The organism is Accumulibacter sp. (assembly GCF_029255125.1).
Classification (GTDB): Bacteria; Pseudomonadota; Gammaproteobacteria; order Burkholderiales; family Rhodocyclaceae; genus Accumulibacter.
The window spans coordinates 19620-32973 of record NZ_JAPUVR010000100.1 but is presented as its reverse complement, the minus strand read 5'-3'; the positions used below and the strand labels follow the sequence as shown (position 1 = coordinate 32973).

11 protein-coding genes and 1 other RNA gene are annotated in these 13354 nt (G+C 62.3%); 4 read left to right on the top strand and 8 right to left on the bottom strand.

Features of this window, described 5'->3' with window-relative positions; all coding sequences use genetic code 11:
- Positions 1–109: 109 nt before the first annotated feature.
- An RNA gene (gene ffs / locus Q1L59_RS08570) (signal recognition particle sRNA small type) lies at positions 110–208 on the bottom strand.
- A gap of 103 nt (positions 209–311) precedes the next feature.
- Positions 312–1598, bottom strand: coding sequence for an FAD-dependent oxidoreductase (locus Q1L59_RS08565; RefSeq protein ID WP_300330883.1), 1287 nt, complete (start codon positions 1596–1598; stop codon positions 312–314).
- A 298-nt stretch (positions 1599–1896) separates the two neighbouring features.
- Here Q1L59_RS08565 and Q1L59_RS08560 point away from each other — a divergent pair, with 298 nt between their 5' ends.
- On the top strand, positions 1897–2535 hold the full coding sequence (locus Q1L59_RS08560; protein WP_300330880.1) for a histidine phosphatase family protein: 639 nt from the start codon (positions 1897–1899) through the stop codon (positions 2533–2535).
- Between the two features lie 4 nt (positions 2536–2539).
- Here the strand turns inward: Q1L59_RS08560 and Q1L59_RS08555 are convergent, their stop codons facing one another.
- Complete coding sequence (locus tag Q1L59_RS08555; protein ID WP_300330877.1) at positions 2540–2968, bottom strand: CBS domain-containing protein; 429 nt, start codon at positions 2966–2968, stop codon at positions 2540–2542.
- A gap of 56 nt (positions 2969–3024) precedes the next feature.
- Positions 3025–3660, bottom strand: coding sequence for a c-type cytochrome (locus tag Q1L59_RS08550; RefSeq protein WP_300331521.1), 636 nt, complete (start codon positions 3658–3660; stop codon positions 3025–3027).
- Positions 3661–3801: 141 nt separating this feature from the next.
- Here Q1L59_RS08550 and yihA point away from each other — a divergent pair, with 141 nt between their 5' ends.
- Together yihA and hemB are read left to right on the top strand one after the other, a co-directional pair.
- The gene (gene yihA, locus Q1L59_RS08545) at positions 3802–4512 is read left to right on the top strand and encodes a ribosome biogenesis GTP-binding protein YihA/YsxC (protein ID WP_300330874.1); all 711 of its coding nucleotides are present in this window, start codon (positions 3802–3804) and stop codon (positions 4510–4512) included.
- Positions 4513–4709: 197 nt separating this feature from the next.
- On the top strand, positions 4710–5726 hold the full coding sequence (gene hemB, locus Q1L59_RS08540; protein ID WP_300330872.1) for a porphobilinogen synthase: 1017 nt from the start codon (positions 4710–4712) through the stop codon (positions 5724–5726).
- A gap of 158 nt (positions 5727–5884) precedes the next feature.
- Here hemB and Q1L59_RS08535 read toward each other — a convergent pair whose 3' ends face one another.
- The 3 genes from Q1L59_RS08535 to argB form a co-directional block, all read right to left on the bottom strand.
- The gene (locus Q1L59_RS08535; RefSeq protein WP_300330869.1) at positions 5885–9496 is read right to left on the bottom strand and encodes a PAS domain S-box protein; all 3612 of its coding nucleotides are present in this window, start codon (positions 9494–9496) and stop codon (positions 5885–5887) included.
- Between the two features lie 144 nt (positions 9497–9640).
- Positions 9641–10291, bottom strand: coding sequence for a pyrimidine 5'-nucleotidase (locus Q1L59_RS08530; RefSeq protein ID WP_300330867.1), 651 nt, complete (start codon positions 10289–10291; stop codon positions 9641–9643).
- Between the two features lie 9 nt (positions 10292–10300).
- On the bottom strand, positions 10301–11188 hold the full coding sequence (gene argB, locus Q1L59_RS08525; RefSeq protein ID WP_300330865.1) for an acetylglutamate kinase: 888 nt from the start codon (positions 11186–11188) through the stop codon (positions 10301–10303).
- 79 nt (positions 11189–11267) lie between these two features.
- Between argB and gluQRS the strand changes: the two genes are divergently transcribed.
- Positions 11268–12257: a tRNA glutamyl-Q(34) synthetase GluQRS gene (gene gluQRS, locus Q1L59_RS08520; protein WP_300330862.1), complete on the top strand. Its 990-nt coding sequence runs from the start codon at positions 11268–11270 to the stop codon at positions 12255–12257.
- On the opposite strand, the gene clsB is transcribed toward gluQRS, so the two are convergent.
- A complete protein-coding gene (clsB, locus tag Q1L59_RS08515) occupies positions 12186–13346 on the bottom strand; it encodes a cardiolipin synthase ClsB (protein ID WP_300330858.1) in 1161 nt (386 codons plus the stop codon). The genes gluQRS and clsB overlap by 72 nt on opposite strands.
- Positions 13347–13354 lie beyond the last annotated feature (8 nt).

Sequence of the window (13354 nt, the reverse complement as noted above, 5' to 3'; positions counted from 1 at the left end):
CATGCCCTAGCAGGTGCGGAATGGCGAGTGCCAGCAGTTGACCAAAGCAAGGCAGTAAAGGAACAAGAAAGGCCGAGAACGAAGCTCGGGAGGGCAGCCGTCGAGCGAAGGTGGCGAGCCCTACCCCCGGCACTCACATCAAACGGCTGTGGCTGCTTCCTTCCGGACCTGACCAGGTTCACCGCCCTGCGATGCGGGGAGACCCGCCACTTGCAATCCTACCACATCAGCAACCCGCAAGCGAAATGTCGAAAAGCTCGTGTCGTGGGCGCGCCAATGTCGCAGCGGTCACCGCGCTCCGGCGTTGATGCTCAATCGGTGGCCAGCAGTCGTCGCGCCAGGTAGGCTTCGGTCACTTGCAGCGGGGCCGCCGACAACCGCTCCTTCCATTCTCCAAGACTGACGCGTTCCTGGATCAAACCGCGCAGCGCGGCGATCTGCTCGGTGTAGCCGACGCTGTTCGCACCGAGCAGGCGATCACCGGAAAAGACGAGGCGAAGATAACGGTAATCGGCCGCTTCGAGCAACTGTGCCGTCTCGCCCCCTGCTCCCTCCTGCCATTGTCCAAAGGACGCGGAAACCAGACCCAAGGTGTCGAGGATGTTATAGGCGAAAGTGCCGGGCAGGAGCGCCGGATGGCCGGCCATGTTCAACGCAGCAATGCGTGCCTGCTCGACGGCGTCGGGCTGAATCGCATTGACCCGTCGACGACGGGTGCCGGTTTCAATCGCTTCGGCAGCATCGCCAGCGGCATAAACGCCGGCGACGCTGCTCTGCATGGCGGCATCGACCAGCACGCCGCGATCAAGCGCAATGCCACTGCCGGCGAGAAAGGCGACGTTGGGTTGACCTCCCGTCGCATTGATCAGCACATCAGCCTCGATGATCTCGCCATCATCGATCTCGGCGCGCAATCGTTCGCCCGACCGCGTAACCGCTACGACGCGCCGACCCGTACATATCCGTACCCCCTGGTCCTCGCACCAGCGCCGAATCAAGCCCCCCGCGACATCGTCGAGCAGATGTGCAAGCATGCGCTCGCGCACCTCGACGACCGTCAAGCGCGCCGTATGTGCCGCCAGCGCTTGCATGGCGATGCAGCCGATAAACCCGGCGCCCATCTGGAGCACGTGCGCGGCTGGACTGACCACCGCCGCAATGGCCTGCGCGTCGGCGGGTGTCCAGCAAGTAAACACCTGTGGCAAGTCGATCCCGACGATGGCCGGTCGCACGGGGCGAGAACCCGTAGCGATCAAAGCCCGGTCGTAGGGCACGACCCGCCCATCGGCCAGGGTCACGCTGCACGCAGCGGTATCTATCGCCTTGACACGCGAATGTCTCAACTCGATCCGCAAGCGCGCCAAGTGATCGGCGTCCGAGCGCACACAGCTTGGTGTTTCATCGAGCGCGCCGCGCGAGCGCGAAGCGGTGCGAACCGTCGACTGCGCGAAGCCCGCCTTGTCCCCAATCACGGTGATCTCGGCGGATGGGTCGAGCCGCCGCAGGGTCTCTGCCGCGACCACCCCGGCTGGCCCGCTGCCAATGATGACGTGCCGCATGCTGCTACCGAACGACAATGGGAAAGGCGCTGTGCCCATCCAGCACGCTCAGCCAAGCCGCAGGACGCCGTCGCGCGGCCGCTGCGGCGCACGCCAGGTCGCCCCCCGCAGGCCTGCCGGCCAGCTCGCTCGCGACCACGCCAATCGTCTCACCCATAGAGGTCCACACTCCTTCCTGCCGGTGCGCTTGCCGACGAAACGCGCAACGCCGACCACCTGGCTTCTACGGCGGTTGGCAGCGCATCCTTGATCACTGCGCAGCACGCGATCGCCGCACCGTCCTTCGCCGGGCAAGGTGGCTCCAGCCGAAGCGGCCAGATCGGTTAAGATCCCGGCCATGAAAGCAACCCGTATCTGTCTCGTCCGGCACGGCGAAACCACATGGAATGCGGAAAAGCGCATTCAGGGGCAAATCGACATCGGACTCAACTCAGCCGGCCTGGTGCAGGCCGAGGCAGCCGCCCGATGGCTGTCCGGGCAGCCGGTCGCGGCGCTCTACAGCAGCGATCTGCTGCGCGCACGTCAGACTGCAGAACGTATCGCGGTTCGGCTCAGACTGCAGCCGCACTTTCTTGCCGAATTTCGTGAGCGGCGCTATGGCTTCTTCGAAGGCCTCACCTATGGCGAGTCACGCGCCCGCTACCCGGCCGAATACCGGTTGTTCGAGACGCGCGATCCAGCGTTCGTCATTCCGTTTGGCGGTGAAAGCCTGCAGCAGTTACACGAACGCGTCGGCACTGCTCTCGCACGCCTTGCCGTCGAGCACGGCGGACAGACCATCGTCGTGGTAACGCACGGCGGCGTTCTCGACATCGTCAATCGCTTGGCGCGCGGAAACGCGCTGTCGAACCCGCGCGACTTCCTGATTCCCAACGCCGGAATCAACTGGGTGACCGGCGACGGCGAAGCATGGCGTCTTGAAGCGTGGGGCGTGACCGCCCATCTGAACCAGTTCGGGCTCGACGAACTACCCTAGCCAACTAGCCGGTGATGTACTTCTCCATCTGCTCGATGACGAACTGCTGGTGGGAAATCGTCTCCTTGACCACATCGCCGATCGAGACAATGCCGACCACCTGGTCATCAGCAATTACCGGCAGATGGCGAAAGTGCATCTCGGTCATGATCGCCATGCATTCGTCGACGGTCCGTTCGGGAGTGACATAGAGGACTCTGTCACTCATGATCGCACGCACCGGGATATCCTTCGAAGCCTTTCCGTGCAGGATCACCTTGCGCGCATAGTCGCGCTCGGTGAAGATGCCAACCAGCTTGCCGTCGTCGAGGACAAGGACCGAGCCGACGTTGTGATCAGCCATGACCTGCAGGGCGTGAAAAACTGCGTCATCGGGTTTGACGGCTACCAAGGGCCCGCTCTTGCTGGCGAGCAACTGCCTGATTGTCTTCATAACGCATCCATCCTTTCTCGATCTCGCCCGGCTCGGGACGATTCGGTGATGAGCGCTCAGCGCAGCCCGGCGGCGTACTCGGCTACGGCGCTGATCTGAGCGTCGGAAAGCTTGCCGGCAATCACGCGCATCATCTTCTCTGGATCGTTGGCTCGCTCGTGGGTACGGAATGTCTTCAACTGCGTTGCCGTGTATTCGGCGTACTGCCCGGCCAGGCGTGGATACTGCGCTGGCAGTCCAGCCCCCGCGGGTCCGTGGCAGCCTGCACACGCGGGAATGCCTTTTTCGAAATCCCCCTTGCGCCACAAAGCCTTGCCTTCAGCCAGCAGTTTCTCGTCGCGGGCAAGCGAAGGCTTGATCGCTTGCTGGGAAAAATACGCCGCCAGACTGTGCATGTCTTCGTCCGACAGCGCGGCGACCATACCGGCCATGATCGGGTTGGTGCGTAACGCCGGCTTGCCGTCCGCTGCCTTGAAGTTGCCGAGCTGCTTATACAGGTACTCCCGCACCTGGCCGGCAATGATCGGATTGGCAGCGGCCGGGCTGTTACCATCAGCGCCGTGACAGCCGACGCAGACGGTCTCGGCGATCTCCTTGGCTTTCGCCAGGTCAACCTTTGCTTTAGCCTGTTCTGTTGCGAAGGCCGGGATACTGGCGGCCAGGAGAACCGCAAGCGCCGTTGTACGAATCATGTCGAAACTCCCATAGACAACATTGACACAACCTTGACTGATCTGAAGCCGGTGAAGCCGAGCGCCGAAAGCTGATATTCTATCGCAGTTTCGAGCGCGGGCACGCATCCGTTCTCTCACCCACCGTCGCATGCCTGACTTATGCCACTCTTCCAACACGCGATTTTCCACACGACGGTTGCCGACCTGCGCGAGCTGCCGACCGACGCACTGTGCGAAGTCGCTTTCGCCGGCCGCTCGAACGCGGGCAAGTCGACCGCGATCAACGCTCTGGCCAATCACACCCGGCTGGCCTTCGTCTCCAAGACGCCGGGTCGAACACAGCATCTGAACTACTTCCGAATCGACGAGGGAAAGTACTTTGTCGACCTGCCCGGTTACGGTTATGCAAAAGCACCGCAGGACATCCGTGCGCAATGGGAGGGCTTGCTCGGCCCTTATCTTCAGCAGCGGCCGGCGTTGCGCGGCCTGCTCTTGATCATGGACAGCCGTCACCCGCTGACCGAGCTGGATCAGCAGATGATTCGCTGGTTCGCCGCAACCGGAAAGCCGATCCACGTCCTCCTGTCAAAGGCCGACAAGTTGAGCCGTCAGGAGCAAACCCAGGTCTGCCGGCACGTGCAGGCGGCGCTTACCGAGCTCGCTGAGCATTGTTCGGCACAAGTCTTTTCCGGGCTGAAGAAGTTCGGCGTACGCGAAGCCGAGGCTGTGCTCGCGGGCTGGCTGGATCTGCCATTCGACGAGTCTTCGTTGCCGCCGCCGGGTGTCCGGAGCGGCCGGCGAACACCGGCGAAACGGCGCGCGGCAGTCGGCTGGACCGCCCGCCAAGCGGTTTCCACCAACAAGCGTTGAAGCGCACAAAAGAAACGCCCCCGGCAAGGGGGGGCCGGGGGCGTCGATGCCTTACAGGGGATAAGGCACCCGCTCAGGGAGGTGAAGCGGGAGATGGCGTGGCCATCTGAAAACTTGGAGCAAGCAGCAAAGCGGCGAGTTCCCGTCTAACAGCGGGCCGGCCTATTAAATTTGTCTATTCTGAACTGGCGAAGCTTATGGATCACAACACCGCATTTCCGGTTACCCGCATGCGCCGCATGCGTCACGACGATTTCTCCCGCCGCCTGGTGCGGCAAACGCGACTCTCGGCTGACGACCTGATCTACCCGGTTTTCGTCCTGGAGGGCAACGATCGGGTTGAACCGATACCTTCGCTGCCGGGTCTGGAGAGACAGAGCCTGGATCGCCTGCTCCGGACGGCCGAACGTGCTCTGGCGCTGGGCATCCCAGCCTTAGCGCTGTTTCCGGTCGTCGACGCCGCTAACAAGACGCCGGACGCCGAGGAAGCGTACAACCCGGATGGTCTGGTTCCGCGCGTGGTCATGGCCTTGAAGCGGGAGTTCCCGGAACTCGGGGTGATCACCGACGTTGCCCTCGATCCTTATACCAGTCACGGACAGGACGGTCTGATTGCTGCCGACGACCCACAGCACTATGTCCTGAATGACGAGACGCTCGCTGTCCTGGCGCGGCAGGCGCTGATCCACGCGCAAGCCGGCGCCGACATCGTCGCCCCGTCTGACATGATGGACGGCCGCGTTGGACGGATTCGGCGCGAACTCGACGCCGCCGGGCTGATTCACACGCGCATCCTCGCCTATTCGGCAAAGTACGCGTCCAGCTTCTATGGCCCCTTCCGCGATGCAGTCGGCTCAGCCGGCAACCTCGGCAAGGGCAACAAAAAGACCTATCAGATGGACCCGGCGAATAGCGACGAGGCATTGCGCGAGGTCGCGCTCGACCTGGCTGAAGGCGCCGACATGGTGATGGTCAAACCAGGCCTGCCCTATCTCGACATCGTTCGCCGCGTCAAGGACGAGTTCGCCGTACCGACCTACGTCTACCAGGTCAGCGGCGAGTACGCCATGCTCAAGGCGGCGGCACAGAACGGCTGGCTCGACGAGCGGGCGTGCGTCATGGAGAGCCTGTTGGCCTGCAAGCGGGCCGGCGCCGACGGAGTTCTCAGCTACTTCGCGCTGAGCGCAGCAGCCTGGCTCAAGGCCGACGGTTGAGCGCTCGAGAAACGTTCGTCGCGAGCGGGCCTAGCCGTCCGCTACCAGCCCGCCAGGAAGCCGGCGCGTCAATCTGGTGGGCGATGAGCGAGGGCGCGAGGCGGACAGCCGAGCAGCCGCACACCAGGTCTGCCCAGGCATACCGCTGAGCCGCGCGGTCAGTGCTGGAGAAAAGAACGTTCGTAGTCGTCGAAAGGCATCGGCCGCCCGGTCAGGTAGCCCTGAATCTCGTCACAGCCTTCGCGCGCCAGGAATTCGCGTTGCTCGTCGCGCTCGACACCTTCGGCGATCACGGTCAACTGCAGGCTGTGGGCCAAACCGATCACCGCACGGGTGATCGCACAGTCCTCGGCACCATGCGGCAGACCAAGCACGAAGCTCCGATCAACCTTGAGCTTATCCAACGGCAGCCGTTTCAAGTGTGCCAGCGACGAGTACCCGGTCCCGAAATCGTCGATCACCACGCGTAACCCCATCGCCCGCAGATTGCTGAGAACCTGAAGACTGTTCTCGGCATGGCTCATGATCGCGCCTTCGGTAATCTCCAGTTCGAGAAACTGCGCCGACAGGCCTGAGGCCTCAAGCGCCTTGCGCGCGGTCTCCTGGATACGACCACGCGCAAACTCGAGGCCCGAGACATTGATCGAAAGAACGCCGGGAGCCAAGCCAGCGGCACTCCACGCCGCCCACTGTGCCATGGCGACTTGCTGCACCCACTCGCCGATCTGGACGATCAGTCCGGACTCCTCAGCCAAGCGAATGAAGTCGGCCGGCAGGAGCATGCCTTGCGCGGGGTGCAACCAGCGCACAAGGGCTTCGGCGCCCAGCACCCGGCCAGTGATCAGAGAAAACTGCGGCTGCAGGTATACCCGCAACTCGCCGCGCTCAAGCGCTCGGCGCAAGTCGGTCTCCAGGCGCAGGCGGGCCAACGAAGACTGCGTGAGACTCCCGGTAAAGAACTCGTAAGTGTTGCGACCGCGTTCCTTGGCCCGATACATGGCAACGTCGGCGTTCTTCATCAGGGTTTCCGCGTCGATACCGTCCTGCGGGAAGACGCTGATCCCGATGCTGGCACCAACGAAGAACTCCTGGTTGACGATCACCGGAGAATTCTGCAGCACGCCAAGAATGTTCTCAGCGATGTGCGAAGCCGCCGATGGGTCGCTTATGTCCTCGATTATGATCAGGAATTCGTCGCCGCCCAGGCGTCCGACCGTATCCGATTCGCGCATCAATCGACTCAGGCGCCAGGCCACTTCGCAGAGGACGCGATCGCCCACCTGGTGACCCAGGGTATCGTTGATGTTCTTGAAGCGATCAAGATCAATGAAGAAAACCGCCAGGCCAGACTCATCGCGATGTGCCCGCTGCAGTGCCTTGTGCAGACGGTCACCAAGCAGCAGCCGGTTGGGCAGTCCGGTCAGCGGATCGTGGTGCGCCTGGTGGTCAAGGCGGTCGTGCGCTTTGCGCAACTCCGTGATGTCGGAAAAGACACCCACATAGTGCGTCAGTCTACCGGCGTTGTCTTTCACAGCGCTGATGGTCAGGGATTCAAGGAAAGCCTGTCCGTCCTTTCGCCGGTTCCAGACCTCGCCCTGCCAGCGTCCGTGCAGCGCCAGCGTCTCCCACATCTCGCGGTAGAAGCTCTGTCCGTGCAGGCCGGATTGGAGGAAACGCGGGTTCTGCCCGATGACCTCGTCTTCCCGATAACCGGTGATCTCGGTGAAAGCACGGTTGACCGCGATGATCGCCGCATCGGGGGACGTAATCGTGATTCCTTCAGCACTGCTGTCGAAGACCGTCGCCGCCTGGCGCAGGCGATCTTCCATGCGCTTGCGCTCAGTAATGTCGAGCATTACGCCGACCACTCCGCCACCTGACTCACCGGGTCCGCCGTAGGCCGCCTTGTGGAAAACGACGTCCCGGAAATTACCCTCGGCGTCGACCACGCGCGATTCGTAGACCTGCGAACCTGCTGCTTTCAGCAACTGCTTGTCGGACAATCGGTAGCCATCGGCCAGTTCTTGGGGCGCCAGATCATAAACACTGGCGCCAATCACTTCCTCCCGCGAACGCCCAATCAGCTTGAGGAAAGCCTGATTGCAGCCAAGATAGCGGCCCTGTCTATCCTTGTAGAAGACCGGTCCAGGAATGGCTTCGATCAACTGACGCATGAAATGCAGTTGCTGCTCGAGTTCCAGCGTGCGTTCGGCAACCCGCCGCTCGAGTTCGAGGTGGCTGTCGCGGAGTGCCTGCTGGGCGGCCCGGTGCGCCGTCACGTCCTGGTAGGTCCAGATCCAGACATCGCCGCCCTCCTTCTGGCCAATCGCCCGTCCGATCAGATGAACCCAGATCAGCGTGCCGTCGAGCCGGCAATGCATCAGTTCGCCGTCGACGGTCCCTTGTCCTTCGGTGCAGCGTTCGACGATCTGGCGGGCGGCATCGTCCCAGGCCTCGCCACTCGGGAACAGCACACGCGTAGACCGGCCACTCAAACCGCCTGCCGGATAACCGAAAATCTCTTCCAGCCGACGATTACAGCGCAGGATGGTTCGCTCGCGCTGATACGAGATACCGATCATTGCGTTGTCGAAGATGAACTGCTGTTCCCACAAGCTTGCCACCAACGCCTCCTCGGCGGCACGACGGGCAGTAATGTCCTCAAACAGATAGACGTGCCCTTCCTCGCGCCGAGCAGGATCGAACAGGCTGCCGGTGACCTGACACCAAAGCGGGGTTCCATCAGCCTTGCAGTAGGCGACTTCCCCGACGAACTTGCCGGTTTCGTCGATCACACGATAGGCCGACTCGCCAGCAGTCAACCAGGCCGCCTCGTCCGGAAAGATCACCCGCGTCGAACGGCCGATCAGTTCCCCTGGCTGATAACCGAACATGCGCTCAAAGCTCGGGTTGCAGCGCCTGATCACACGGTCGCGGAGAAAAGCAATGCCGATTGGCGCCCGCTCGAAAATCAGCGTCTGTTCGCGCAGGAGCGCGCGCAGTTCCCTGGCCGCGCGTCGCTTTTCGGTTACATCCTCGTAAAGCCAGACATAGCCCTCGTCCGGATGGCCAGGTTTGATCATGCTGCCAATGATGTGACAACAGAAAGCCTGCCCGTCACGTCGATGAAAAACCACATCACCCCGGAAAATGCCGGTTTCCGAGATCTCCCTGTAAGCCCTGTTTCCAGTCTCCCGCCAGGCCGTGTCACTCGGGTAGTAGACGCGCGTCGATTGGCCGATCAACTCCTCCGGTGCATAGCCCAGAAGTTCGGCAAAACGCCGGTTGCAGCGCTGAATGACACGATCCCGCAGAACGACGATACCGGTCTCGGCATTCTGAAAAATGAGCTGCTGCTCGCGCAGAAGGCGAGCGCTCGTTGTCCGCGCGAGCGCTTCCTCGGATATGTCGCGGATGATCCATACGAGACTCGTCCCGGGCTCGTGTGGATCAAGCTTCTGTACGATCAGATGGGCATCGAGCGTAGTGCGGTCGCGCCGCGCCAACTGACTTTCCATGGCAACCGTCTGCCCACCCAGCAGGCGGGAACGTGTGCGCCGGCGCACCGCACGCCAGATCGCGAGACTGGGGAAGAGGACGAGTTCAGGCTGGCTGAGGAGCGCCCCCGGCGACCAGCCGAAAAGCTCCTCGGCGCGCGTGTTGCAGTAGTAGATCCGGCGCCTGCGCGTGAACACCACCGCAATGCCGGAGCAATCGAGAATTGCCCTGCATGCGGCGAGTTCCTGCTCGGGGATGCCTGAATCTTTCATGGTGCCTGACGAAAGTTCTTTTGCCCGGAGTCTACCTGACTACCGGTAATGAGAGTATCGGCCACCCATGGCGCGTGTGGCCTATTTCGCGAACAGACCTCGAAAATCCGTTCCGCCACGCGACGTGCAATCAGCGATTGTCGCCTAGCGCGGCGCCCGATGGCGGTACAGATCGATTATCGAAGCCAGCCTACAGTCAACCCACGCCGGCTGCCGGGTGTTCGAGCTAACCCAGACAGTCTTCATACCAAGCCGCTTCGCCGTGCGCAGATTCGCCAGCGAGTCCTCGACCATGATGCACTGGGCAGGGTGCAGGCTTTCGGCAGACAGCAGGCAGCGAAACGCCGCAAGCGTCGGCTTGGGCTGGAAACGAAGTCGTTCGATCGAGTAAACGGCGGCAAAACAGTTTCTTATACCCATTTTATCGAGAATGGTGTATGTATAGTCCAGCGGCGCGTTCGAGAAGATCAGCTTGCGCCCAACGAGGCGCCGCAGGATGGTCTTGAGCGCGGGTTCGAAAACCAGCATGCGCGCAAGATCGTCAAACTGATGCGTATGTTCCAGGAAATGGTGTGGATTGGTCGCATGGTGACGCACCAATCCGAGCAAGGTGGCGCCATAGCGCTGCCAGTAACCCTCGCGCAGGCGCGTCGCTTCGTCTTCGTCGAGGCCGAGATGGTCGCGAATGTAAGCGACCATCGAACGATTGATGTGCGGAAAGATATTTGGTCGCGCGTCGTGCAGCGTGTTGTCCAGATCAAAAAGCCATACAGGTGCGCTAGTTTTTGCCGGCATCGGCACCGCTCAGTGCGACTTGATCATCGTGCCAACCCCATGATCGGTAAGAATTTCGAGCAACAGCGCGTGTTCGACGCGCCCATCGATGATGTGCACGCTTCTTACACCGTTGCGCGCCGCCTCGAGCGCCGAAGCGATCTTTGGCAGCATGCCGCCGGAAAGCGAACCGTCCGCCACCATGTCGACAATTTGCTTCGGCGTCATGCCGGTAATCAAGCGGCCCGTCTGATCGAGGACGCCGGGAGTGTTGGTCAGCAAGACCAGCTTTTCAGCCTTGAGGATTTCGGCGATCTTGCCCGCCACAACGTCGGCATTGATGTTGTAGGTCTCGCCGCCTTTGCCGACACCTATCGGTGCCACCACCGGGATGAAGCCGCCGGACTCCAGGTGGCCGATCAGTGACGGATCGATCTGCGTGATGTCCCCCACCAAGCCGACATCAATCAAGTCTTCGCCAGTATCTCGGTCGGCCAGCAACAGCTTCTTCGCTCGAATGAAACTGCCGTCCTTGCCGGTCAGGCCAACCGCCTTGCCCCCCGCCTGGTTGATCAGATTGACCACATCCTTGTTGACCTGGCCGCCGAGGACCATTTCGACGATTTCCATTGTTTCGGCGTCGGTGACGCGCATCCCCTGCACGAACTCACCCTTCTTGCCAACCCGGCTGAGCAGACTCTCGATCTGCGGGCCGCCGCCATGAACAACCACGACGTTCATCCCGACCAGCTTCAGAAGCACGACATCGCGTGCGAAACACTGTTTCAGGTTCTCGTCTATCATTGCGTTGCCGCCGTACTTGACGACGATGGTCTTGCCGTGAAAGCGCTTGATGTAAGGCAGCGCCTCGGCGAGAACGGCGGCCTCGTGATTGGCTGTGAAAGTACGATCGGGCATGGCTGAAATCCGAGTGATCACCGACTTATTCTACTCGGCAAGGGCGGAAATAGGAAGGCAACAGTCCGTGGACCCCAGCATGCGCCAGGACAGTAGCGGTCGCCGAGACTATCGGGGCCGCTTCGCACCGTCGCCAACCGGTGCGCTACACTTCGGCTCGCTGGTCGCGGCACTCGCCAGCTACCTCGACGCGCGCGCCAATCGCGGCGAGTGGTTGCTGCGCATCGAGGACCTTGATCAAGCGCGTACGGTACGTGGCGCTAGCGACGCCATCCTGCACGCGCTCGACCGCCTGGGCTTCGAGTGGACCGGGGCGGTCGCCGTGCAGAGCCAGCGGGTGGACCTTTACCAGGCTGCGCTCGAGCGTCTGCGGTTGGCCGGCGAAGTTTATCCCTGCTCGTGTTCGCGGCGCGACATCGCGGCGCGCGCGCTGGCGTCGGCGCACGATGGGGGGCGCATCTATCCCGGAACCTGCCGCACTGGCGGCGCTCGGCGGCACCACCCGGCCGCCTGGCGCTTGCGTGTCGCAGACTGTGAGATCGCCTTCGACGATCGGGTGCAAGGCCGCTTTCGACAGAATCTGGCGCAGGCAGTTGGCGACTTCGTCGTCCTGCGCGCCGACGCGCAGTTTGCTTATCAGTTGGCCGTGGTCGTAGACGACGCTGAACAGGGAGTCACCGCGGTCGTCCGTGGCGCCGATCTGCTCGACTCGACGCCGCGGCAGATCTGGCTGCACGAGAGACTTGCGCTGGCCACACCCAGCTACGCGCATCTGCCCGTCGTCACCGACGCTGCCGGCGAAAAACTGTCTAAACAAACACGCGCCGCGGCCATCGACGCGGCGCAGGGTAGCCCGCTGCTGGCGGCCGCTTTGAGCTTTCTCGGGCACGCCGTGCCCGAAGAAATCCGCCATGCGCCCATTCGCGACTTCTGGCACTGGGCAACAAGCGCCTGGTCGATCGCTCATGTCCCGGCTGTGCGCGCCCTTCCTCGCAGCCTATCGCTTGCCCCCGTAACCGGCAATACCAACCAGAATGCGAACGAGGTTGTAGCTCGCCCAGCGCAGTAGCCGGGAATGCCAGGGCAGGCGTTTCCAGCTGTCGAACGGCAATTCGCGGGCACCGTTCTGCATCGCTTGCCGCAGGCTGCGCCGCAATTCTTCGGCAAACTTTCGGTCCTTGACGACCACATTCGCCTCGCGCGCCAGGAGCAGGCTGAAAGGATCGATGTTCGACGAGCCGACCGTTGCCCAGTGGTGGTCGATCACCGCCACCTTGGCGTGCAGGAAACTGCGCCGATACTCGAAGATGCGAATCCCGGCACCGAGCAGCTTGCCGTAGAGCGCTTGTGTCGCGTAGTGCAGCAGGCGGTACTCGATGCGACCCTGGAGCAGAATGACGACCTGCACACCACGCTTGACGGCGTCCTGCAAAGCGCGGCGAAAACGCCGCCCGGGAAGAAAATACGCGTTGGCGAGAATGATGTCCTGGCTTGCCGCAGCGATGGCCGCCAGATACGCTTCTTCGATGTCGCGCCGGTGACGTATGTTGTCGCGCACGAGGAAGGCAGCCGTCTGCTCGCCACGCGCCTCAGGCGCTTTCTGGACAGACGGCAGCAGGCGATAGCGGCGGTTCAGCTTGGCCCACAGGACGATTTCCCACAAGCGGTGCAGCGCCTGCTGAATCGGCGTCAACAGGGGCCCTTCGATGCGCACCGCATAATCGTAGCGTGGCGGAACCTGATGTGGTGTGTTCAGATCGTCAATGACATTGATGCCACCGACGAAAGCGATCTCGCCGTCCACCGCGACCAGCTTGCGATGCAGACGACGAAGGCGATGCCGACGCAACTGAAAGCGCGCGATGTCAGGCCGATAGACCATCGCCTGCACGCCAGCCGCAACTAGCTCCGGCAGCAAGCGGTCGGCAAAGTCGCGCGCCCCGAAGCCGTCGACCAGGACACGCACGGTGACGCCACGCTGCGCGGCCCTGGACAACGTGTCGGCGACCGCACGCCCGGTCGCATCGTCTTCGAAAATGTAGCTTTCCAGATGCACTTCATGCCGCGCGCCGTCGATCGCCTTGATCAGTGCCGGAAAGTACTCGGTACCACTGTTCAGCAGTGTGAGCAGATTCCCGCTCAGAAACCGGGCAGCCATGGCGCTTT